At 63.6% G+C, this 22997-nt stretch carries 22 protein-coding genes; 10 read left to right on the top strand and 12 right to left on the bottom strand.

Features of this window, described 5'->3' with window-relative positions; all coding sequences use genetic code 11:
• Nucleotides 1-183: 183 nt before the first annotated feature.
• On the bottom strand, nt 184-978 hold the full coding sequence (locus NXC14_RS04445) for an IclR family transcriptional regulator (protein ID WP_085777133.1): 795 nt from the start codon (nt 976-978) through the stop codon (nt 184-186).
• Nucleotides 979-1081: 103 nt separating this feature from the next.
• On the opposite strand from NXC14_RS04445, the gene NXC14_RS04440 reads away from it, so the two are divergent.
• The 5 genes from NXC14_RS04440 to NXC14_RS04420 all read left to right on the top strand — a co-directional run bounded on the left by NXC14_RS04440 (nt 1082) and on the right by NXC14_RS04420 (nt 5153).
• Nucleotides 1082-1879 carry an SDR family oxidoreductase gene (locus NXC14_RS04440; RefSeq protein WP_085777132.1) on the top strand — a complete coding sequence of 266 codons (798 nt, stop codon included), beginning with the start codon at nt 1082-1084 and terminating at the stop codon, nt 1877-1879.
• Nucleotides 1879-2796 carry a 2-dehydro-3-deoxygalactonokinase gene (locus tag NXC14_RS04435; RefSeq protein ID WP_085777131.1) on the top strand — a complete coding sequence of 306 codons (918 nt, stop codon included), beginning with the start codon at nt 1879-1881 and terminating at the stop codon, nt 2794-2796. The genes NXC14_RS04440 and NXC14_RS04435 overlap by 1 nt, the downstream gene beginning before the upstream one ends.
• Nucleotides 2797-2809: 13 nt before the next feature.
• The gene (locus NXC14_RS04430) at nt 2810-3442 is read left to right on the top strand and encodes a 2-dehydro-3-deoxy-6-phosphogalactonate aldolase (RefSeq protein ID WP_085777130.1); all 633 of its coding nucleotides are present in this window, start codon (nt 2810-2812) and stop codon (nt 3440-3442) included.
• Nucleotides 3443-3446: 4 nt separating this feature from the next.
• Nucleotides 3447-4334 carry an SMP-30/gluconolactonase/LRE family protein gene (locus tag NXC14_RS04425; protein ID WP_085777129.1) on the top strand — a complete coding sequence of 296 codons (888 nt, stop codon included), beginning with the start codon at nt 3447-3449 and terminating at the stop codon, nt 4332-4334.
• A 213-nt stretch (nt 4335-4547) separates the two neighbouring features.
• A complete protein-coding gene (locus NXC14_RS04420; RefSeq protein WP_085777128.1) occupies nt 4548-5153 on the top strand; it encodes a PRC-barrel domain-containing protein in 606 nt (201 codons plus the stop codon).
• 171 nt (nt 5154-5324) lie between these two features.
• Here NXC14_RS04420 and NXC14_RS04415 read toward each other — a convergent pair whose 3' ends face one another.
• Nucleotides 5325-6689 carry an EAL domain-containing protein gene (locus NXC14_RS04415; RefSeq protein WP_085777127.1) on the bottom strand — a complete coding sequence of 455 codons (1365 nt, stop codon included), beginning with the start codon at nt 6687-6689 and terminating at the stop codon, nt 5325-5327.
• Nucleotides 6690-6827: 138 nt separating this feature from the next.
• Nucleotides 6828-8558, bottom strand: a complete 1731-nt coding sequence (locus tag NXC14_RS04410) for a response regulator (protein WP_085777126.1) — start codon at nt 8556-8558, stop codon at nt 6828-6830.
• Between the two features lie 183 nt (nt 8559-8741).
• Here NXC14_RS04410 and mutL point away from each other — a divergent pair, with 183 nt between their 5' ends.
• A complete protein-coding gene (gene mutL, locus NXC14_RS04405; protein WP_085777125.1) occupies nt 8742-10544 on the top strand; it encodes a DNA mismatch repair endonuclease MutL in 1803 nt (600 codons plus the stop codon).
• Between the two features lie 67 nt (nt 10545-10611).
• A complete protein-coding gene (locus tag NXC14_RS04400; protein WP_010010632.1) occupies nt 10612-10842 on the top strand; it encodes a DUF2093 domain-containing protein in 231 nt (76 codons plus the stop codon).
• Here NXC14_RS04400 and lpxK read toward each other — a convergent pair.
• The 6 genes from lpxK to NXC14_RS04370 form a co-directional block, all read right to left on the bottom strand.
• A complete protein-coding gene (gene lpxK / locus NXC14_RS04395) occupies nt 10839-11882 on the bottom strand; it encodes a tetraacyldisaccharide 4'-kinase (protein ID WP_085777124.1) in 1044 nt (347 codons plus the stop codon). The two genes, NXC14_RS04400 and lpxK, sit on opposite strands and share 4 nt — an antisense overlap.
• 89 nt (nt 11883-11971) lie before the next feature.
• Nucleotides 11972-12694, bottom strand: coding sequence for an HAD family hydrolase (locus NXC14_RS04390; RefSeq protein WP_085777123.1), 723 nt, complete (start codon nt 12692-12694; stop codon nt 11972-11974).
• Between the two features lie 9 nt (nt 12695-12703).
• Nucleotides 12704-14023: a lipid IV(A) 3-deoxy-D-manno-octulosonic acid transferase gene (waaA, locus tag NXC14_RS04385; RefSeq protein WP_085777122.1), complete on the bottom strand. Its 1320-nt coding sequence runs from the start codon at nt 14021-14023 to the stop codon at nt 12704-12706.
• 159 nt (nt 14024-14182) lie between these two features.
• The gene (locus tag NXC14_RS04380) at nt 14183-14431 is read right to left on the bottom strand and encodes a DUF4170 domain-containing protein (RefSeq protein ID WP_085777121.1); all 249 of its coding nucleotides are present in this window, start codon (nt 14429-14431) and stop codon (nt 14183-14185) included.
• A 62-nt stretch (nt 14432-14493) separates the two neighbouring features.
• Complete coding sequence (locus tag NXC14_RS04375) at nt 14494-15303, bottom strand: 3'(2'),5'-bisphosphate nucleotidase CysQ (RefSeq protein WP_085777120.1); 810 nt, start codon at nt 15301-15303, stop codon at nt 14494-14496.
• A gap of 25 nt (nt 15304-15328) precedes the next feature.
• Nucleotides 15329-16675 (bottom strand): TldD/PmbA family protein, encoded by a 1347-nt coding sequence (locus NXC14_RS04370; protein ID WP_085777119.1) that lies wholly within the window; start codon nt 16673-16675, stop codon nt 15329-15331.
• Between the two features lie 119 nt (nt 16676-16794).
• Here NXC14_RS04370 and NXC14_RS04365 point away from each other — a divergent pair, with 119 nt between their 5' ends.
• The 3 genes from NXC14_RS04365 to NXC14_RS04355 all read left to right on the top strand — a co-directional run bounded on the left by NXC14_RS04365 (nt 16795) and on the right by NXC14_RS04355 (nt 19576).
• Nucleotides 16795-18609: a monovalent cation:proton antiporter-2 (CPA2) family protein gene (locus NXC14_RS04365; RefSeq protein WP_085777118.1), complete on the top strand. Its 1815-nt coding sequence runs from the start codon at nt 16795-16797 to the stop codon at nt 18607-18609.
• Between the two features lie 112 nt (nt 18610-18721).
• Nucleotides 18722-19093 (top strand): VOC family protein, encoded by a 372-nt coding sequence (locus tag NXC14_RS04360; protein ID WP_085777117.1) that lies wholly within the window; start codon nt 18722-18724, stop codon nt 19091-19093.
• A gap of 3 nt (nt 19094-19096) precedes the next feature.
• Nucleotides 19097-19576 (top strand): EVE domain-containing protein, encoded by a 480-nt coding sequence (locus NXC14_RS04355; RefSeq protein ID WP_085777116.1) that lies wholly within the window; start codon nt 19097-19099, stop codon nt 19574-19576.
• Here NXC14_RS04355 and NXC14_RS04350 read toward each other — a convergent pair.
• From NXC14_RS04350 to NXC14_RS04340, 3 genes are read right to left on the bottom strand one after another with little or no spacing between them, the layout of a single operon-like run.
• Nucleotides 19565-20446: a patatin-like phospholipase family protein gene (locus tag NXC14_RS04350; RefSeq protein ID WP_085777115.1), complete on the bottom strand. Its 882-nt coding sequence runs from the start codon at nt 20444-20446 to the stop codon at nt 19565-19567. The two genes, NXC14_RS04355 and NXC14_RS04350, sit on opposite strands and share 12 nt — an antisense overlap.
• Before the next feature lie 15 nt (nt 20447-20461).
• A complete protein-coding gene (rsmD, locus tag NXC14_RS04345) occupies nt 20462-21022 on the bottom strand; it encodes a 16S rRNA (guanine(966)-N(2))-methyltransferase RsmD (protein ID WP_085777114.1) in 561 nt (186 codons plus the stop codon).
• Nucleotides 21003-22955 (bottom strand): pseudouridine synthase, encoded by a 1953-nt coding sequence (locus tag NXC14_RS04340; protein ID WP_085777113.1) that lies wholly within the window; start codon nt 22953-22955, stop codon nt 21003-21005. The genes rsmD and NXC14_RS04340 overlap by 20 nt, the downstream gene beginning before the upstream one ends.
• Nucleotides 22956-22997: the final 42 nt, after the last annotated feature.

Genomic DNA, 22997 nt, shown 5'->3' with positions numbered 1-22997 from the left:
GGAAATTACGATCTCTGGTTGGACAAAAATGGGCTCGGCACTCGGCGTTCCGCGTATGGCCCATGATTGAGTGCAATTTTTCGCGCAACAGTTGTCCCGATTCGCTTGAAAGCTCATATCGCGCTCGTCATAAGCATGCTCCGCAGATCACGTCCAGCAATGGTACGGCAGATGACTGTCCCGTCAGCGGCGCGGGCCGAGACGGACACGCATGCCTTCCATGATCTTTCCCGCCGCCAGCTTAACGGGAACGGCCCATTGGTGCAGAAGTTCCATCGACAAGCGATAGGCCGGCCCGGTAATCGAAATGCCGCCGATAAAGGTTCGATCCTCCGACCAGACGGGTGCGGCGACGCAGCGGATGCCGGCCTCGTGCTCCTCGCAGTCGAAAGCATAACCCTGATTGGCGATCTCGCGGATTTCGGCGGCTAGCGTTTCAGCCGAGACATGGGTCGCGGCAGTAAACCGGGTGAAGCTCAGGCTGGCGAGGACGTCGGCCAGACTTTCTGTCGGCAGCAGCGACAGGGCGGCCTTGCCGACGCCGGTGCAGTAGCATGGTGATGCGTTGCCGATCTGCGAATACATGCGCACCGGCTGGCGGCCTTCGACCTTGTCGAGATAGATGATCGACTGTCCCCTGAGAACGCCGAGATGCACCGTCTCGCCGGTCGCCTGCTGGAGTTCGGCCAAATGCGGTTCGGCAATCAGACGAAATTCGTTGCGCGCCCAGCTGCGCGCGGCAAAATCGAGCAGGCGCAGGCCCGGCGCATACCGGCCGTCGCCATCGAGCTCCAGCAGCCCCTCCTCCACCAAGTGGCTGAGCTGGCGATGCAGCGTGCCGCGCGGCTGGCCGGCGAGCGTCAGGATATCGGTGAAGCGTAGGGGCGTATCCGCATGGGTGACGAGATCGAGGAGAACCATCAATTTGCCGAGGGTGCCGGTCTCGCGGGCCTGGGCCATGCCGTCGCCTGAAGTCATTGTCTATGTGCCATCGAATCGATCCGCGCCGGCGAGCGTGCGCCCTTGACAGGAAGACCAGCATAATCCGATAATTCCACATAGTCAAATTAAGTTCCGAATAATGGAACATCTGGGAGGGAGGAAAACGGTGAGCGCAGTGGCAGCACAATTTCCCGAGTTCAAAGATCGCGCCGTGCTCGTGACCGGCGGCGGATCGGGCATCGGTGCCGCGATCGTCGAAGGTTTCGCACGCCAGGGCGCCAAGGTCTCCTTCATCGACATTGCCGAGACGGCCGGCAGCGAACTCGCGGAAAGACTGTCGCGGGAAACGGTGCATCCGGTGCTCTTCCACCATGCCGACCTGCGCGACATCGAGGCGATCCGGCGCACGGTCGATGTCGTCGTTCAGACATCCGGGCCGATCCGCGTGCTTGTCAACAATGCAGCGTGGGATGACCGCCACGAATTCGACGCGGTGACCGAGGCCTATTGGGACAACAATCAGGCGGTCAATCTGCGGCATGTGTTCTTCACCTCGCAGGCGGTGGCGCCGTCGATGCGGGCAGCCGGCGGCGGCGCGATCGTCAATATGTCATCGATCGCCTTCAAGCTGAACATGGGCGGCTTTCCTTCCTATGCGGCGGCGAAGGCGGCGGTCGTCGGACTGACGAAGAGCATGGCCGGCCGGCTCGGGCCGGAAAATATCCGGGTGAACTGCATTCTGCCCGGCATGGTCGTCACCGAACGGCAGATGCAGCTGTGGCTCACCGAGGAAAGCATCGCCCGCTCGGTCGAGCAGCAATGCCTGAAATTCCCGCTCAAGGCGGATGCCATCGTCGGTCCCTGCCTGTTTCTTGCATCCGACTGCGCGGCTGCGATGACCGCTCAGTCCCTGATCGTCGATGGAGGCGTTTTGTAATGGCTAATCCCGCTTACGTCGCGGTGGACTGGGGCACCAGCAGTTTCCGGCTCTGGCTGATCGACAGGGACGGCGGCATCCTTGCCGAACGCCGCAGCGGTGAAGGCATGACGAGCGCGGCCAAGATCGGCTTTTCCACCGTGCTGTCAGGACATCTCGCCGCTGTCGAAGCGCCGGAAGGCCTGCCTGTCATCGTCTGCGGCATGGCCGGTGCAAGGCAGGGCTGGGTCGAAGCCGGCTATATCGACGTGCCGGCGCCGCTCGCCTCGATCCTCACCGCGGCGGTCCGCGTGCCGGGTGAAAGCCGTGACATCCGCATCCTGCCGGGCCTTGCCCAGCGGGATGTGGCGAGGCCCGATGTCATGCGCGGCGAGGAGACCCAGCTTCTCGGCTCGCTCGGCCGCGCGAACTCCGCGGCGCAGGCAGTCTGCATGCCCGGCACGCATTCGAAATGGGTGCATGTCGCGGACGGCAAGGTCGCCGGCTTTTCGACTTTCATGACCGGCGAACTTTTCGACGTGATCAGCAAAAACACGATCCTGTCGCATGCCGTGGCAGGTGCCGAACAACAGCCGGCGGATGCGGCTGCCTTCGAAGCGGCCGTATCGGCGGCCTTTGCGCGTCCCGCACTTGCCTCCAATCTGCTGTTTGCCGCCCGTTCGGGCCAGCTGCTGCACGGGATCTCCGCCGCGGCCGCGCAGGCCCGGCTCTCCGGCACGCTGATCGGCCTCGAAATTGCCGGCGCGCTGCAGGATGCCGCCAACGGCACTGGCATCACCCTCGTCGCCTCCGGACGCCTGCAGGCGCTCTATGAGCAGGCCTTCAACACCCTCTCCCTTGCCTTCACCGCCATCGACGCCGACGCGGCCGTGCGCCGCGGCCTATCGGCAGCCGCCGAAGCCATCTGGCCGAATTGAGAAAGCTGACACGATGAACCGTATCCCCTTCCCCGACATGAAGCGCCCGCTGATCGCCATCCTGCGCGGCATCCGGCCCGACGAGACCGAGAGCATCGTCGGCGCCCTGATCGAAAACGGCCTGACGGCCATCGAGATTCCGCTCAATTCGCCGGAGCCGTTCAAATCCATCGAGATCGCCGCGAAGATGGCGCCGGCCGAGGTGCTGATCGGCGCCGGTACGGTGCTGACGGTCGAGGCTGTCGACAACCTGAATGCGGCCGGCGGCAAGCTGCTGGTGACCCCGAATGTCGAACCGGACGTGATCATCCGGGCGCGCGAATATGGTATGGTGACGATGCCGGGCGTCTTTACGCCGACGGAGGCCTTAGCGGCCGCACGCGCCGGCGCCACCGGTCTCAAATTCTTCCCGGCGAGCGTGCTTGGCCCTTCCGGCATCACGGCGATCCGCGCGATCCTGCCGCCGGAACTGACGATTGCCGCCGTCGGCGGCGTGTCGGACAAGAATTTCGCCGATTACACCAGGGCCGGCATCTCAGCCTTCGGCCTCGGCACCAGCCTCTACAAGCCCGGAATGACTGCGGCAGAGGTTGCCGAGCGCGCCAAGGCGACCATTTACGCCTATGATGCAGCCATGGGAGCGTGAACGTATGACCGACATTTACGAGTTCGAAGGCAAGACCCTTTGCAACACCAATTCCGTTCTCGGCGAAGGTCCGACCTATGATCCGGACAGCGATACCGTCTGGTGGTTCAACATCCTCGGCAAAGAGCTGCACGAGCTCAGACTCGCAACAGGGGAGAAAAAGGTCCATCCGCTGCCCGTGATGGCAAGCGTGCTGGCCCGCATCGATGCCGGACGGCAGCTGATCGCGACGGAGGAAGGGCTTTTCGTGCGTGATGTGGCGAGCGGCAACCTCACCTTCTATGCGGCGCTGGAGAACGACAGGCCGGAAAACCGCTCGAACGATGGCCGCACCCATCCGTCGGGGGCGCTCTGGATCGGCACCATGAGCAAGCGAGCGGAAAACCAGGCCGGCGCCATCTACCATGTCGCCGGCGGCAAGGTGACAAAGATCTTCAACGGCATCAGCATTCCGAATTCGATCTGCTTTTCCCCGGATGGCACCATCGGCTACTACACGGATTCCCGAATCAACCGGCTGATGCGCGTCATGGTCGATCCGCAGACCGGCCTGCCCTCGGGCGAGCCGATCGTGCTCGTCGACAGCATGAACGAGCCCGGCGACATTGACGGTTCGGTGGTGGATGCCGATGGCTATATCTGGAATGCTCGCTGGGGCGCCGGCGTCGTCGATCGCTACAATCCCGATGGCTTGCGTATCTCGCGCTACAAGGTTCCCGCCGTCCAGCCCTCCTGCCCCGCCTTCATCGGCGCCAATGCCGACCGACTGGCGGTGACGACGGCCTGGGAAGGACTTGACGAGGACGCCCGTTCGGCCCAGCCGAGCGCCGGTGCGCTTCTGGAACTCGGCATCGAGGTCAAGGGGGTGTTCGATCCCGTCTATGTGCTCTGACAGCAGTTCGGCCAATGCAAGGCGCTCCCGAGTGGGCGTCTTTTTCGTTTCCGGGGCCGTTCGCTAATAAAAGTTCCGTGATAATCGAGAAATTTTCCGTGTTTTCAACCGGAACCAATCGGCGCACCACTCATTTTCCCTTCGAACCGGCGCGGCAAGGATGATGCATTGCCGGGTCAGCGATCACTCTAGGGAAATGAAAGTAGGTTCGAAATGACACGCAAACTTTTGACGACCGTTGCCGCTGGCGCGCTGTTTGCCACGGCTTTCGCACCGGCGGCATTTTCGCAGACGGCGCCGCAGCCTGCCGATCCCGCCGCGACCAATCAGGCAGCGCCGGCCGATCCGGCTGCCCCCAAGCCCGTCACCCCTGATGTCACTAAGCCCGCGGGCGACGCTGCACAGGCTCCGGCTGCAAAACCGAGCACGGATGTAGCTCAGGGTACCTATCTGACGGAGCAGGCTCCGGACCAGATCAGCGCTAACACTTATATCGGTCAGTCGGTCTACAACGCCAACAATGATAGCATCGGTAGCATCAACGACCTGATCATGAAGAAAGATGGCGGCATCGTTGCTGCGATCGTCGGCGTGGGCGGCTTCCTCGGCATCGGCGAAAAGGACGTCGCCGTTCCGATCGAAAAAATCACCATCGCCCAGAACACTCAGGACGGCAGTCTCAAGCTGACAACAACCGAAACCGCTGAATCGCTGAAGGCTGCGCCCGAGTTCAAGACATTGGCAATGCAGTCTGCAGAGAAGGCCCCGGCCGCAACCGGTACCGACACGACGGCAACCGGCTCGACCACGCCGAAATAAACCGCGCGCGCGGTAGTACAGCGTAGGCGATGGCGCTCCTAGGGGCGCCATTGCTTTTTGCATGTTTCACGCAGTTCACCACGCAAAACCGCTGCGCACGTCCGCTGGTATCGGCTTTTTGCTTCACGCAAGCCCGGACGCAAAACCGCTGCGCACTTTTGCTGGTATTGCTTATGCGCTGACGCGCTCGGCGGGCACCATATCGTAATAGTTCTCGTGCAGGAAGCGCAGCGTGGCGATGCCATCGGCCGGGCGGCCGAAATGGTAGCCCTGGCCCATGCCGCAGCCGAGCGTGCGCAGCTTCACGGCTTCGGCATAATCCTCGATGCCTTCGGCCACGACTTCCAGTTCCAGGCCTTCGCACATGGAAAGGATCGCCTTGATGATGTGTTCGGAGGCGCGGTCGGAATTGATGCGCGAGACGAAGGCGCGGTCGATCTTGATCTTGTCGAAGATGAAGTCGCGCAGACGACCGAGGCTCGACTGGCCCGTGCCGAAGTCGTCGAGCGAGATGCGAACGCCGGCTGCACGCAGATCGGCGATGATGCGGTGGGCGGTGTCGGCCGAACCCATCACCGCCGTCTCGGTGATTTCCAGTTCCAGGCGGTGCGGATCGAAGCCGACCCGGCCGAGGATCGACAGGATGCTGCCGCTCGTGCCGGGATCCATCAGCTGCGCCGAAGAGAGATTGAACGACAGAAAGAGTTCACGCGGCCAGGACAAGGCTGCTTCAGCAGCCTTGCGAAGCAGAGCCTCCGACAGCGCGTCGATGAAACCACGCTCTTCGGCGAGCGGCACGAAGACGCCGGGCGCCACGAAACCGAGATCGGGATCGTTCCAGCGGGCGAGCGCCTCGAAGCCGACGACCTGATTGTTGGCGAGCGAGACGATCGGCTGGAAGTGAACGTCGATGGCGTCGGAGATGATGGCGTTTCTGAGCGCCTGCTCCAGCTGTGTTGCGCGCTTCATCTCCTGGGCGATTTCCCGCGAATAGACGGTGATCTGGCCGCGACCGCGGCGCTTGGAGCGATAGAGGGCAGTGTCGGCGCTCTTTAGCAGTTCTTCGCAGTCCTCGCCGGCGAAGGGGTAGATGGCAAAGCCGAAGGAGGCGGAGAGGCGGACGTTGCGGTCGCCGAGATCATAGGGCGCCGACAACACCTCGCGGATCATCTGGCCGAACTTCTCGGCGCTCGCCCGTTCGAAAATCAACGGCAGCACGAAGGCGAATTCGTCGCCGTCGTGGCGGGTGACCAGCGCCCCGTCCGGAATGCAGGCCCTCAGCCGATGGGCGACCTGGCAGAGGATCTCATCGCCGGCCGAGGAGCCGAAGAGATCGTTGATCGGCTTAAAGCTGTCGAGATTGGCGATGCCGATGGTGAAAGGGGCCGGATCGCTGGCACGTTCGGCGGAGATCTGCAGGACCTTTTCGCGCATGCGATTGCGGTTTCCCAATCCGGTCAGCGGATCGGTATAGGCCATCGCTTGAAGCTCATTATGACTCACGGCCAAGGAAGCCGTTTCCGCCGATCTCATCATCCAAATCCGAGCTTTCCTCCGCAGCCGGGCAAAGAATGACCGGGATTTCTTAACAATTCGCTAGTAAATCAGTGGCGTCGGCAGCCTGATTCGCCCCAAAATTGGGGAGTTGACGACACGCGCCGCCGGATACCGGTATCATCCGCTCGCTCGGACCCGTGCAGCGTCTTCCATCAGGTATTTCTGGAATATCGCCTCGAGCATGTCGGGGCTGACGGGTTTCATGATGACGTCGTCCATTCCTGATTTGGCGCATTCGGCGCGATCGCGCTCGAAGGCCTGCGTGAGCACGCCGATGATCGGGGTGCGGGCTGCGCCGCCGGCTTCCTCCATCTGGCGGATGAGGCGCGCGGCCTCGAAGCCGTTGAAACCCGGCAGCGAAATGTCCATCAGCACCACCTGCGGCCTGTGCTCGGCCCAAAGGCGCACGACCTCGTCGCCGGTCGCGGCGATCATATGGCGATAGCCAAGGCCCTCGAGGATCTGTGAAAACACGATCTGGTTGATATCGTTGTCCTCGGCGACGAGAACCTGCAGGCCGACCATCTCGTCGGACGTGCTGATTTCCCAGTCCGCATCGGCGCCGGCACCGTTGTTGCGGCTGTTGCGATTGAAGTGGCGGGCGATCTGGAAGGTGAGCTCGTTGGCGATCTGGAAGCCGTCCATGACGAGCGCCGGGATGCCGTATTGCTCGGAAAGCTCGAGGCAGCGCATGCCCATCTGGTTGTCGATGATCAAGAGATCGAGCGAAATGCCGGAGGAGGTGGCGATTTCCAGGAATCGTTCCTCTTCATCCTCACCACGCACCGAGCAGGATTCGAAACCATATTTCGACAGCGTCCGCAGAGCGGCGGCCTCGGCGGCAAGGTCGGCGGTGACGACGAGGATCTTGCGGCCGGAGAAATTCTCCGGAACGATCGCCTCCATCGCCGCCGGCTCGCGGCGCTCCACAGCGCTCGGCACCGGCACATAAGCGCGGCGATAACTCTGATTGGCGGAGGCGGTGATCGCCGAGGCACGATCGAACTCCTCAAGATCGGCGCCGTCGCGCGGCAGGTCCTGCATGGTCGACACCAGGAAATAGCGGCCGGGCTTGCCGATGCGATGCTTGCGGCTGACGATGTCGCGCTCGATGCCGTCGCGGGAGATCTGCCGCTGGCGGGAGATCGACATCTCGCCGGTTTCCAGCACGTGACGATCGCTTTCTTCGAAGCGCTTGGCGATCTCAGGTGAGAAGAGATCGCCGCTCTTGCGCCCGAGCACCTCGTCGGCGCTCCTCTGATATTTCTCACAAAAGGCGAGGTTCACCGCAACATAGGTGAGGTTGCGATCCTTGACGAAAAGCGGGAACGGCAGGTTATCGAGAATGTCTTCGGTGAGTTGCACCCGCTCCAGGTCCGAGCGCCACTGCGCCTCGCGCTTCTTGTCCTCGGAGATATCGGAAACGACGGTGACGCCGTAACCGCTCGGCAGTCTGCGCTTGACGAAGCGGACCCAGCTGTCGGCGCCATGTCGCTCGACGGATTCGAAGCGCTCGCGCCAATGCGAAGCGATTTGCTGCGACAGCCAGTCCTCGCGGCTCAGCGAGCCGCTCTGCCTGATATCATATTGCTGGCGAACGCCGGTATCGTAGATCGCGCCCAGGAAATCGCGCAGCCGGATGCCCGGCTTCAGCATCTCGGGCGGCAAGGGGAAGAATTCGAGAATCTGGCGGCTTGCGAAGATCAGATGATCGTTCTTGTCGTAGATGATGAACGCTGCCGAAAGGCTGTCGCACACCGCATCGAAGAGCGCCGTCTGCAGATCGGCCCCGGCGAGCGTCGCGTCGGTCTCTGATGATGTGTCCGCCTTTTCGAAGCCGGCACTCATTCCATTTCGTCCCACATCTGTTCGATTTCGCGGCTTCTGGAGGTGTGTGATTAAAAATGCCATTTTTCTGTTAAAACCGGCTTAACACTACCGATCCCCGAATGCGGGGGAGCCGCGGATCACAGTTCCACCAAGCGATCGGAAACCCCTTCCCTCCCGCCCGCGAATCCTCGAAAATAGCTCATGGCCATCAGACAGCTTTCCGAAACGCTCATCAACCAGATCGCCGCCGGCGAAGTCATCGAACGGCCGGCGAGCGCTGCCAAGGAATTGATCGAGAACGCGCTGGATGCCGGAGCGACGCGCATCGAGATCGCCACGGCAGGCGGCGGCAAGGCGCTGCTGCGGGTCAGCGATAACGGCTGCGGCATGGACGCGGCCGATCTGGAACTGGCGATCAGGCGCCACTGCACCTCGAAGATCTCCGAAACGCTCGAGGATATTAGAACGCTCGGCTTCCGCGGCGAGGCACTGCCTTCGATCGGGTCCGTGGCGAGGCTCAGCATCGCAAGCCGCAAGCGCGACAGCGCCGGCGGCCACGAGATCGCCGTTGCCGGCGGCAAGGTCTTGCATCTGAGGCCGGCCGCCGCCAATCCCGGCACGATCGTCGAAGTCCGCGACCTGTTCTTCGCCACGCCGGCGCGGCTCAAATTCCTGAAGACGGAAAAGGCCGAGGCGGGTGCGATTACCGAGATCGTCAAACGCATGGCGATCGCTTTTCCCGCCGTGCGCTTCGTGCTGTCCGGCTCCGACCGTGCGACGCTCGAATTTCCGGCAACGGGCGACGATCATCTGGCGCGCATGGCGCAGGTGCTCGGCAAAGACTTCAGCGACAACGCCATTGCGCTCGACGCCGTGCGCGAGGAGATCACGCTGACCGGCTTTGCCGGCGTGCCGACCTTCAATCGCGGCAACTCCGCCCATCAATATGCCTTCGTCAACGGCCGCCCGGTGCAGGACAAGCTGATCCTGTCGGCGATCCGCGGCGCCTATGCCGAGACGATCCCGTCCGGGCGCTATCCGGTGGCGGTGCTGTCGATCGCTCTCGATCCGGCCCTCGTCGACGTCAACGTGCATCCGGCCAAATCCGACGTGCGGTTCCGCGACCCAGGCCTGGTGCGCGGCCTGATCGTCGGCGCCATTCGCGAGGCGCTCGCGCGCGACGGCAGCCGGGCGGCAACGACCGGCGCGAGCGATATGCTGCGCGCCTTCCGCCCCGGTTTCCAGCCCTTTGCCCAACGCTCGCAGGCGCCATGGTCGGCGGAGACCTCGCCCTCCCGCCCCTATCAGCCAGCAACGGGTTTCAGCGAACGATCCCAAGCCGCTTTCGACGCACTTTCGATGCCGACAGCGCGGGCCGAGACGCAGTCTTCGCCACAGCCTGCTGCGCCTGAACCGGCCGGGCGTTATCCGCTCGGCGCGGCGCGGGCCCAGATCCACGCCAATTATATTGTCGCCCAGACCGAGGACGGGCTCGTCATCGTCGACCAGCATGCGGCGCATGAGCGGCTGGTGTTCGAGGCGATGCGCAAGGCGCTGCATTCAAAGCGGCTGGCCTCGCAGGTGCTGCTGATCCCCGAGATCGTCGACATTCCGGAAGAGGATTGCGACCGGCTGATGCTGCATGCGGCAGAGTTTGCCGAACTCGGTCTGGCGATCGAGCGCTTCGGTCCCGGGGCGATCGCGGTGCGCGAAACGCCGGCCATGCTCGGCGAGGTCGACGTCCATGGCCTGATCCGCCAGCTCGCCGACGAGATTGCAGAATGGGATACGGCGTCGGGCCTGTCGGCCAAGCTCGAATATGTGGCGGCGACTATGGCCTGCCATGGATCGGTTCGCTCCGGCCGGCGGCTGCGGCCGGAGGAAATGAACGCGCTGCTGAGGGAAATGGAAGTGACGCCCGGCTCCGGCCAGTGCAATCACGGCCGGCCGACCTATATCGAATTGAAGCTCAGCGACATTGAGCGGCTTTTCGGCAGAAGCTGAAAAAGCTGGCAAAGCCGCCTTTGCGGGAGTAAGGCAGACGGATGACAAGTTGCAGGGAACGGAGCGCATGAATTTGTTCGAAGGGCACGGAAACCGCGAGGCGAAGATCCGTTATCTCGACGGCGATTTCCAGATTCTCTCGCCCGGCTCCTATGTCGTCTGTGCGATGACCGGAAAAAACATCCCGCTCGACGAACTGCGCTACTGGAGCGTCGCCCGCCAGGAGCCCTATGCCGACGTTATTTCTGCAATCGAAGCCGACAAACGTGCCGGCGTGCTGCCGAACCAGCGGCGTTAGCTCTTAACTTTCATTTCCCTTAAACGCCGCTCGCGACAGGCGACGATCGCCCGGTCGATGATCAGGCTCGGGGCGAGATGATCCTCGAAGACCATGTCGACTTCGATCACCCGGCATTTTTTCGCCAGTTGCTCCGCCTTGCCGTGATGGCCGGAGAGACGAACGAAATCCTTTGACGTGGTGACAATCAGGAGATCCTGGCGTTCGGCGGTCGTCAGGATGTCGTCGATCTCCTCCTCGGTCAGATGCTCGTGGTCGCCGAAGCTCTTGGCGAGGGCTATTTCGGCGCCGCGCGATTCGACGGTGCGGAAGAATTTGGCGGGATCGGCGATGCCAGCGAAGGCGAGCACCTTGATGCCGGCAAGCCGGTCGTCGCCGCGCACCTTCAGCGATGCGGTGAAATAGGGCTTTGCCGCGCGTGCCGCCATGCGGACGATCGCGTCGGCAGCATTGCCGCCGCCGACCTTCAGCAGCGCCGTCGCCGAACGCAGCTGCTGGCGGATCGGCGCACGCACCGGGCCGGCCGGCACGATATGGCCATTGCCAAGGCCGCGCGTCGCGTCGATGACGAGCAGCGCATAGTCGATCGCCAGCCGGGCGCTCTGAAAACCATCATCCATGATGATGAGATCGGCGCCTTCCGCCACCAGACGCCGAGCACCGTCGACGCGCCGGCGGGAAATCACCGTCAGCGCCTCCTGGGCGAGCAACAGCGGTTCATCGCCGACGGCGACCGCCCGGTGATGATGGGGATCGACCACGGTCGTCACGTCGAGCGAGCCGCCGTAACCTCTGCTGAGAAAGCCGGGTTTCAGGCCTTTCGCCTTGGCGGCGCGGGCGAGCGTCAACGCCGTCGGCGTCTTGCCGGCGCCGCCGACTGTGAAATTGCCGACGCAGATAACGGGAACGGAAACCGAGGCGCGGCGCGCATGGGCCATGCGATGGCCGGCGACACGGCCGTAGACAAAGGAAAGCGGCGCCAGCAGCCAGGCCCGCCAATCGGCTTTCCTCCACCAGAACGGCGGCGCTTCTGAAATCATTTTGCCGTCCGCTCCCCGCCGGCTAGAGAATTTCGTCTTCCCGGCCGGATTGAGAGATTAAAATCGATGAAAATGCAAGCCTTTACCGATCAGGCCGGCTGCAGATCAGGCAGCAGCGTCTCGAGGGCGGTGATATCGTCGAGCACATGATCGGCAGCCGCAGCAAGTGAATCGCGCGAGCCGGTTCCCGTCAACACGGCGATCCTCAGTCCCGCGCCGGCATTTAGGCCCATGTGCAGATCGTGATTGTTGTCGCCGACCATGGCGACCTCTTCAGGCAGAAGACCGGTCGCAGCGCAGAAGCCGAGCACCATGCCCGGCTCCGGCTTGACGCCGAAGCCGCTGTCGTAGCCGGCGATATAATCGACAAAGTGGGCGAAACCGAAGCGCTCCGCCGTCTGGCGGATGGAGCGCTCATTGTCGCTGGAGGCGACACCGAGCTTGAAACCACGCCGATGCAGCCTTGCGAAGAAGCCGGCAAGGTCAGTCACCGGCACGGAAAATTCAGCGGCGCCGGAAAAGAGGTCGTCGAGACGGATCGTCAATTCGTCGATGTCCACCATCGACCCGGCGGCAACGAGTCCCTCGGCGATCTGCCTTGTATTGCCGGCGGCGAGCAGGCTGTCGGGGACGATATGGCCGCTCACCGGATCCATGCCGCAGGCGGACAGCAGCCGGTCGGCCAAAAGCGGGTCGCCCTCAGCGGCGATGCGGGCAAGCTCGCGATTGACCGGCAGCCAGCTCTCATCATAGTCGAGCAGCGTGCCGTCCTTGTCGAAGAGGATGCCTTTGATATGCGCCGGGCCGGACATCGCGTCTCCTCAAACCTGGGCCGCGGTCCTGGGCAACAAACGCGCCTTGACCGTCAGCGGATTGATATAGGGTTCGAGCCCCTTCACTGTCGCCGACAGTGCGCCACGCATCTCGTGCACGGTGGCGACGCCGGCCTCGATCATGTTACGGCGGGCTTCATCGTTGGTCAGCAGGTAATGCACGCCCTTGGCCAGCATTTCGGTATCGCGCACCATTCGGGCGCTGCCGCTGCGGGCGAGCTTCTGATAGGCCTCACGGAAATTCTGCACATTGCCGCCGGAGAGGATGGCGCAGCCGAGCATGGCAGGCTCCAGCGGGTTCTGACCACCCTCGGCAAAGAGCGAGCGGCCGACGAAGGCGATTTCGGTCAGACGGAGATAAAGCCCCATTTCGCCGATCGTATCGCCGAGAAAGATATCGACATCGGCGGAGAGGACATCGTCGCGTGTGCGGCGGGCGACTTTCAGCCCCTGCTTGACGAGCGCCGCCTCGATCTCGTCGCTGCGCTCGGGATGGCGGGGCACGATGATCGTCAATTGACGATCGCGCTCCTTCAGGGCGCGATGGACGATGCCGGCGGCATTTTCCTCGCCGTCAAAAGTGGAGATCGCCGCCCAGGTCTTGCGATCGCCGATCTGCTTCTTGTAGCGGGCGAAGACAGCGCTGTCATAAGGCGGCGCATCGGTATCGACCTTCAGATTGCCCGAAGTGATGACGGGAACGGCACCAAGATCGCGAAAACGCTCGGCATCGACATCGGATTGGGCGATGACGAGAGCGAGGTTCTCGAACAGGGCCTCAGCAATCGACGGGCGGCCGCGCCAACGGGCAAAGGAGCGGTCCGACATGCGGGCATTTACCAGGATTTGCGGGATGCGGCGACGGCCGAGTTCCAGCACCGTCGCCGGCCAGATTTCGGATTCGGCGATGATGGCGCAATCGGGCTGCCAATAATCGAGGAAGCGGCTGACGGATGGCTTCAGATCCAGCGGCACATATTGATGAATCGCCTCCTGGCCGAGGCGCTCGGCGGCGAGCCTGGCGGAGGTGATGGTGCCGGTGGTTAGGATGACATGAATGTCGCGGCGGCGAATTTCGCGGATCAGCGGTATGACCGCATTGGTTTCGCCGACACTTGCGGCGTGGAACCAGACGAGCGGGCCCTGGGGCCGATTGGCGCTCGGATAGCCGAAGCGTTCCAGGCGGCGCGCACGGTCTTCCTTGCCCTTGGCCGTGCGGTAGGTCAGATAGAGGCCGACGACCGGGGAAGCCACGGTCCCCGCCAGACGGTATGTGCTCAGACCGAGCCGCGCCATCCGAGAGCTCATCGCGCCAGCCTCCGACCCAAGACGATCGACATCAAACCCATTCCCTTATTATCGTTGCGGCCGGAATGGCCGATCAATTTGTTCAGAATGCGTCAAACGATCCGGATCGACGGGCGCCCGATGCACGAAGGCCCGTTCGGCTGGCTGCGGCTGCCGAGGTCAGTTGCCCCCAGCCTTTTGCTGCGGATCGAGCAGACGGTGCATGTGGACGATGAAATAGCGCATATGTGCGTTGTCGACCGTCTGCTGCGCTTTCGCCTTCCAGGCCGTCAGCGCCGAGGCATAGTCGGGAAAAATGCCGACGATATCGAGGCCGTCCAGATCACGGAACTGGACATCTTCGAGGCTTTCGAGTTCGCCGCCGAAAACGAGGTGCAAAAGCTGTTTCTTGTCACCGGAGTCAGTCATTTTCTTGTTCTCTTTCTGCCTAGTTCCTCCGCCACCTCATCTGCGGGATTTTGACGGAAACGTCAACTGTCTCGTCGCCCGGCGAAGGCCGCGAGGAACTCATCGATACGGGGCGCTGGCGCCGCACAGAGGACCTTATGGGTGACGTCGGCCCTGTTATAGACAATCGACTTGCCGTCGAGGTCTACAAGCCCGCCGCCGGCGCAGGCCAGAACGAGATCGGCGGCGGCAAGGTCCCAGTCATGCGAATTGCCCTTGACGAAGGTGGCTTCCAGACGGCCATCTGCCACCATGGCGATGCGATAGGCCAGCGAGGGGACATATTTTTCGCGTCTCACCCGGTCACGGAACGCCGGCGGAAAGGTCTTCAACAGGTCTTCGCCGATCGCAAGCCGGCTCATCTCGTCCGGCCCGGCGGCGGAAACGGTGAAGGGCGTGCCGTTCTTCAGCGCCACGCCGCCGTCGACGGCCTCGTAGAGCTCTTCGAGCGCCGGTGCATAGAGCACGCCGGCGACCGGGCGGCCGCGATGCACGACCGCGACGCTGACACACCAGACATGCTGCCCGCCGAGGAAGGCCCGCGTGCCGTCGATCGGATCGACGATGAAAAGCGTCTCGCGCGACAGGCGGTCTTCATCGTCCTCGGTTTCCTCAGACAGCCAGCCATAATCCGGCCGCGCCTTGCGCAGGATCGTTTCAAGCGTCTTATTGGCGGCGAAATCGGCGGCGCTGACTGGAGAGCGGTCGCCGTTCTTCCACCAGACCTCGGGAGACTGGTTGAAGAAGCCGTAGGCGACCGCGCCGGCCTCCTTAGCAGCATCGGCGATCAAGGCGAGATCGTTCTGCCAGCGGAGCTTTTCCCTATCGCTCATCCCGTCATTCCATTCCTGCCCGTTTTTACTGCCCGGCGAGCGTCATGCCTTCGATCGCGAGGGTCGGAGCCGCGACGCCGAACTTGCGGTCGATGTCGTTTGCCGGCGTCAGGCGCATGAACATCTCCTTGAGGTTCGAGGCGATCGTCACCTCGGATACTGGGAAAGTGAGTTCGCCGTTCTCGATCCAGAAGCCGGTGGCGCCGCGGCTGTATTCGCCGGTGATCATGTTGACGCCGTGGCCGATTAGTTCGGTGACGTAAAAACCGTTGCCGATGCTGTGGATCAGTTCCTCCGGCGAGATCTCGCCCGGCTCCAAGGCGAGGTTGGTGGAAGACGGCGTGACGGCGCTGCCGCCGCGCACGCCGCGGCCATTAGTCTGCAGGCCGAGCTCGCGGGCCGTCGAGGTCGAGAGGAACCAGTGCTTCAGGACACCGTCTTCGATCATGACAAGCCGCTCGCCGGACACGCCCTCACCGTCGAAGGGACGCGAGGAAGGCCCGCGCACGATCAGAGGATCGTCGGTGATCGAAAGGCCCGACTTCAGCACCTGCTGACCCATCCTGTCGCGCAGGAAGCTGGTCTTTCGGGCGACGGCGGCACCGTTGATCGCACCGGCGATATGGCCGACAAAACCGCGGGCGACGCGCGGATCGAAGACGACGGTGACGTTCTTGCCGGTCGGCACCTGGCGCGGATTGACGCGCTTGACCACCCGTTCGCCGGCGCGGCGGCCGATTTCGGCGGGATCGTCGAGCTCGGCGTAATAAAGCCGGCTGTCGAAATCATAGTCGCGCTCCATGCCCGTGCCTTCGCCTGCGATGACGCTGACGGAATTGCCGAAACGGGAGGCCATGTAGCTGCCTTGGAAACCGTGCGACGTGGCGAGAACAAGACCGCCCAGGCCGGCCGACGCGCCGGCGCCGGAGGAATTGGTGACGCCCTTGACCGCAAGCGCGGCCGTCTCGGCGGCAAGAGCCGCCTCGCGCAGCATCTCGGAGGACACGTCGGTGGCATCGAGCAATTGCAGGTCGGGATAGGACCTGGCGAGGTTCGCCTCGTCCGCCAGGCACGCGAAGGGGTCTTCCGGGGAAACCTTGGCCATGGCGACGGCACGTTCGGCCAGCGCCTGGAGATCGAAGCCCGGATTGGCCGAAACGCTGGCGACACGCTTGCCGATGAAGACGCGGAGCGAAAAATCGTCGCTTTCCGACGATTCCGTTCCCTCGACCTTGCCAAGCCGGACGCTGACGGATTGCGAGCGAGAGCGAACGATCACGGCGTCGGCAGCGTCGGCGCCTGCCTTCCTTGCCAGATCGATCAATTGACTTGCGCGGGAAAGAAGTGTCGAGGAATCGATTTCAGAGGACATGATTTGGCCTTTCCTTCGGCTTCCATTTATTGTGCACTCTCCCTGGCATCAAGGCCGCCGCCGCCGATTCTTTGCCGGGGCTGCCAGTATGTTTCCCGCCGTCGAAAGAAATTGCCAGCATGTCAGCGCCCAACGACCTTTTCTCCGAAACGATCCTGCTGCTCGGCGGCGCGGTGGTCGCCGCTCCGATCTTCAAGAAGCTGGGGCTTGGCACGGTGCTCGGTTATCTCGCCGCCGGCATCGTCATCGGCCCGGTCTTCCACGGCATCACCGACGGCGAACAGATCCTTGCCGTCGCCGAGCTCGGCGTCGTCTTCCTGCTCTTCATCATCGGACTGGAGCTGAAGCCAAGCCGCCTCTGGCAGATGCGGCGCGACATCTTCGGCCTCGGCACGGCGCAGGTGCTGGTGACCGGGCTGGCGCTGACCGCGCTCTCCTGGTTTTCCGAAGTTCTCGATTGGCGCGGCAGCATCGTCGCCGGCTTCGGCCTTGCGCTGTCCTCGACGGCCTTCGCCATGCAGATCCTTGAGGGCGATGGCGACGTCAACACGAGATACGGGCAGCGTTCCTTCTCGATGCTGCTATTCCAGGACCTGGCGATCGTGCCGCTCCTGGCGCTGATTACCGTACTCGACGGCAGCGGCAAGGGCAGCAATACGCCGCTCACCGATTTTGCCGTGGCCGTCGGCGCCGTGGCGGCGATGATCGTCGCCGGGCGCTATCTGTTGACGCCGCTCTTCCAGATCATCGCCCGCACCGGCGCACGCGAAGCGATGATCGCGGCCGCCCTTTTTGTCGTCATGGGATCGGCAAGCCTGATGCAGCTTGCCGGACTGTCGATGGCGATGGGCGCCTTCCTGTCGGGGGTGATGCTGGCCGAATCCTCCTACCGGCACGAGCTGGAGGCCGACATCGAGCCTTTCCGCGGCGTGCTGCTCGCCATCTTCTTCATCGCCGTCGGCCTGTCGCTGGAGCTCGGCGTGCTCGTCGACAACGCACTCTTCGTCATCGTCACGGTGCCGATCGTCATGGCCGTCAAGGCGATCATCATCTATGGTCTCTGCCGGATATCGGGATCTCCGCACAATGACGCGATCCGCATCGCCTTCCTCTTGCCGCAAGGCGGCGAATTCGGCTTCGTGCTGTTCACCACTGCGGGCGTCGTCGGCTTGATGTCGACGAGCACGGCGTCGCTGCTGGTGGCGATCGTCACGCTGTCCATGGCGCTGACGCCGATCGGCGCGGCGCTGTCGAAGCGGCTGCTCAATCGCGATGAACAGGAGGAGCTCGACGAGGATTTCGAAGGTGCGGGCGCCGACGTGCTGATGGTCGGCTTCTCACGTTTCGGCCAGATAGCCGCCCAGATCCTGCTTGCCGGCGGGCGCAGCGTCACCGTCATCGATTTTTCCGCCGACCGCATCCGCCAGGCCTCCTCCTTCGGCTTCCGCATCTATTTCGGCGACGGCACCCGCAAGGACGTGCTGCGCTCGGCCGGGATCGACCGGGCGAAGATCGTGCTCGTCTGCACACAGAAGAAGGAGATCACTGACAAGGTGGTAGAACTGGTGCAAGCGGACTATCCGCAAACGCGCCTTTACGTACGCTCCTATGACCGAATCCATTCGATCGAACTGCGCAACAAGGGGATTGATTACGAGCTGCGCGAAACGCTGGAATCGGGCCTGCTGTTTGGACGGCGGACGCTGGAGGCGCTCGGCGTCTCGGAGGTCGATGCCTATGAAATCGGCGAGGATATCCGCAAGCGCGACGAGGCGCGGCTGGTGCTGCAGGTCTCCGAAGGGCTGCAGGCGGGGCGCGACATGCTGTTTTCCCACCCGGTGCGGCCCGAACCGCTGGTCAAGCCGAAACGCTCCGCCGATCGTTTCGAGGATAATCCGCTGGCAAGCACCGCGGATGTGACGGCGGACGCATAAACCTGTTGCCGGAGCTGCGACGGTCGAGCAGTTCGAAAACAGTGGGCTACTGCCAGAATCTGTCAGCATGTCTCTCTAAACATTCTCCTGCCCGACATACAGGAGGTTTATCGTGTTCGACAGCAACAGCATTCTACTTTTCGTAACCGACGCGCCGAAGAGCGCCAGCTTTTATGCGCGGCTGCTCGGGCAAGATCCTGTGGAGGCCAGCCCGACCTTCGCAATGTTCATTCTGCCTTCGGGCCTGGCGCTCGGACTGTGGGGCCGGACGGGCGTCCAGCCGGCGCCGGCTGCTGCGGGCGGCGGCTGCGAGGTCGGTTTCAAAGTCGCGACAGCGGACATGGTCGATAGGCTCCATATCGAATGGCAGGGCAAGAGCGCGGCGATCCTTCTGCCGCCGACCGACCTCGATTTCGGCCGTAGCTTTGTTGCTGCCGATCCGGACGGGCATCGCTTGCGCGTCTACAATGTCGCGGAGGACTGAACCATGTCCCGCAGCTGGATTGCCGTCGCATCAGCAAACCACGTCCGCATCGGGCGCGCAGCCGGGTTCATGCAAGTCTGTCACGGCAAGGCCGCTCCGCTCAAGCGGAGCGCGCCAGGGGACCGCGTGATTTACTATTCGCCGACTGAGACGTTCGGCGGCAAGGATCGCCTGCAGGCTTTCACGGCCATCGGCGTGGTCGAGGAAACGGCGGCATATCAAGTGGAGGTTCACCCCGGCTTCCCCCCTTGGAGGCGGGATGTCGTCTGGTGGCGGGCCATTGAAACGCCCATCCGGCCGCTGCTCGGTCGGCTATCTTTCACGAGCGATCGGACAGGCTGGGGCTATCGACTGCGCTTTGGTCTCTTCGAAATCGACAATGACGATGCCGAGCTCATAGCCGAAGCGATGCTCGCTGAACCGCTGGCGCATGTCTCGCGGACGCCGGCAACGGCGCCCGTGCAAGGTTCCTTAGCGTTTTAGCCGCGCTTCGATCTCGCGGTCGAGGGCGAATTTCAGATCGTCCTTGACGCCGACGGACATAGCCAGCACTTCGCGAGCCTTGAGGAAATCCATGACGCCGGTGCGGCCGACCGTTGGGCGCAGGAAGATGTGCGGCTGGCAAAGCTTCAGCTTCAGCGAGATCGCCGTCTGCATCATCAGCTGTCCGGAACCGAAGATGCTCTCCATGCGGTTCGGGATGTGGGTGCCGTCGCCCTCGGGAGCGCCGACGACATCGACGCCGACGACGATGTCGGCAAGATCCATCAGGCACTCATAAGGCACAGGATTGCTGATGCCGCCATCGATCATCACGCGGCCGCGCAGGCGCACCGGCATGAAAACGGCGGGGATGGAGGACGAGGCGGCAAGTGCGGGAAACAGCTCGCCCTCTTCGATGATCACCTCATTCTGCCCGTAATAATCTGTGGTGATCACCTTTGTCGGCACCAGCAGATCCGCAAAGCGGGCCGGCAGCTCCGACGGCAGGAAAGCTTTGAGGATCCGCTCCAGGTTGAACTGGCCGATGCGGATGCCCTTGGCCACGGCATCGCGCACTGTCGTCGGTCGCATGCCCCAGATGCGGGCAACGACAGCGGTCTTGTTGCCGACGGTTGCCAGCGCATGTTCACGGATTTCGGCGCCGGACATGCCGGCGGCCATGCCCGCCCCCATGATCGCGCCGATCGACGAACCCGCAATCGCCACCGGGCGGATGCCGAGTTCGTCGAGGGTTTCAATGACATGGATATGGGACAGGCCGCGCGCGCCGCCGCCGCCGAAGGCGACAGCGACCGTCGGCGAATCGCTGATCGCAGGCAGTTTCGGACTGATGATCTCTGCCTGCTGCACGCCCCGCCCCCGCGCCTATTGCGGCTGATACCGGAAGAAATGCACCCTCGTATCGCCAAAGATGCGGCTTTCGAGGAAAACATAGGAAGGGTGGACCGAAACGACAATGTCGGCGCGTTCTTCGAGCACCGCGATCGCCCCCGGCCGCAGCCAGCCGCCTGTGGCTGCCGCCGCCATCGCCTTCTCGCCAAGCCCTTTGCCATAGGGCGGGTCGGCAAAGAGAACGTCGAAAGGTTCGAGATTGCCGACGCTGCCAAGATCGGTCGCATCGCGGCGCAGGATGCGGGTACGGCCGTGCAGGCCGAGCGCATCGATGTTTTCCCAGAGCAACGCCCGGCCCTCGACACTGTTTTCGACGAAGAGCGCGTGACGACAGCCGCGCGAGACGGCTTCGAGGCCGACGGCGCCGGTTCCGGCAAAAAGATCGAGGATCCGGGTGCCGTCGACACATTCCGGATAGGCATGGCTCAGGATGTTGAACAGGCTCTCGCGCGTCCGGTCGGCAGTCGGCCGGATATCGTTGGATTTTGGCACGGCGAGAGGCCGTCCGCGAAACTCACCGCCGACGATCCGCACCGCGCGTCATTCCCTTTCCTCGAGCACCACCTCTGGACGGACCGCCCGCCGGCCTGTCCCCGCCCGGCCTTTCACCGCCTGGCTTGGCGCCCTTAGGTTTGCCGGAAAAATTCTTGGGTCCGCCGGGCTTGCCAGCAAAGCCCTTGCCGCGCGGCTTATCGCCCGAAGGCTTGCCGCTCACAGCCTTGTCGCCGAACGACCTTTCGCCGCGCGGACGCTCGGAGCGCCCCTCGCCGGCAAAGCTTCTGGCTGTCCGCTGGCGCTCGTCACCCTCCTCGCGCGGCTTACGTTCGCCACGCGGCTTGCCGGCGAAAGGTCGATCGCCACGCGAAGGTCGATCGCCGAAGGGGCGGTCGCTGCGCGGACGCTCAGAACGACTCTCGCCGGTGGAGGCTCTGGCGGCGCGAGGACGCTCATCACCATCCGCGCGCGGCTTGCGATCGCCGCGCGGCTTGTCGCCGAATGGCCGGTCGCCGCGCGAACGCTCCGCACGGCCTTCGCCACGCGCCGGGCGGTCGCCATAACCGCGGTCTTCGCGGGCCTGGCGATCGCCGAACGAGCGCTTGTGGCCGCGGCCTTCGCCCTCATCCTTGCGGTGGGGCTGCTCGCTCGAGCGAATCCATTCGCCGTCCTCCTCGCGCACGCGATTGATCTGCGTGCGCGGGCGATCCTCGATATGGTGGAAACCGGTGCCCTTTGCCTGCGTCTGCTCGCCGCGCCGGCGCGCGGTCTGCGCATTCTTTGCGGCCTTGGCTGCCGCCTTCTCGCCGAGGGGCCGGGCGCCGGGCGCCATCCAGACATTGGCGCTGCGGCGCTGGCCGAGCGGCTGGGCGCGCCTGGGCCTGTCTTCATCCCTGCGGCCGCCGCGGCGATCGTCGTCTCTGCGCCCGCCGGGGCCATCGTCACGCTTGGTGTCGAGGCGGCTCAGCGCCCGTTCGCGCTTATCCTCCTCGCGTCGCGGCCGCTCGCGCTTTGCTGGTGCGGCCGGTGCCGAAGCCTCTTCCTCTTCTTCGGCAGCGACGGCGGGCGCATTGTAGATCGGCGCGTCGAAATTCGCCTTGGCTTCCTCGATCAGGCGCGGGCCGAGTTGGTCACGCAATGTGCGGCCGCGCACCTCGACGACATGGCCTTCCGGCAAGTCACCGAGCTGAAACGGCCCATAGGAAATGCGGATCAGGCGGTTGACATCGAGACCGAGCGCGCCGAGCACATTTTTGATTTCGCGGTTCTTGCCTTCGCGAAGGCCCATGGTGATCCAGACATTCGAGCCCTGGGTGCGGTCGAGGGTCGCCTCGATCGATCCATAGAGCACGCCGTCGACGGCGATGCCGTCCTTCAATTTGTCGAGCGCTTCCTGATCGATCTCCCCATGGGCGCGAACGCGGTAGCGCCTCAGCCAACCGGTCGCCGGCAGTTCGAGGGCGCGGGCGAGGCCGCCATCATTGGTGAGCAGCAACAGGCCTTCGGTGTTGATGTCGAGCCGGCCGATCGACATGACGCGCGGCAGTTCTTCCGGCAGGTTGTCGAAGACGGTCGGACGGCCTTCCGGATCGGCATTGGTGGTCACCAGGCCGGCCGGCTTGTGATAGAGCCAGAGCCTGGTGCGCTCGATGCCGCGGATCGGCACGCCGTCGACCTCGATGCGGTCTGCAAGCGTGACGTTGACGACGGGGGTTTCGAGAACCGTGCCGTTCAGCGTCACACGGCCTTCCATGATCATGCGTTCTATGTCGCGGCGGGAGGCGACGCCTGCGCGCGCCATCACCTTGGAAATGCGTTCGGCCTTGGTGTCGCTGTCGGCTTCGGCCGCCGCCGAGCGCGCGGTTGCGGCCTTCGCCGGCTTCGCGCCGCCCGCCTTCGGACCGGCCTTCGGCCTGTTATCCCGTGAAAGGGGCTTTGCGCCCGGGCGTTTTGGCTTGTCTTTGGGTGTCATTTGCTGTTTGCCTGCCTTTTGGGCCTGTCTATCAGGTCACGC

Origin of the sequence: Rhizobium sp. NXC14 (genome assembly GCF_002117485.1) — a bacterium.
Lineage (GTDB): Bacteria > Pseudomonadota > Alphaproteobacteria > Rhizobiales > Rhizobiaceae > Rhizobium.
This window is presented reverse-complemented; position numbering and strand designations above follow the sequence as displayed.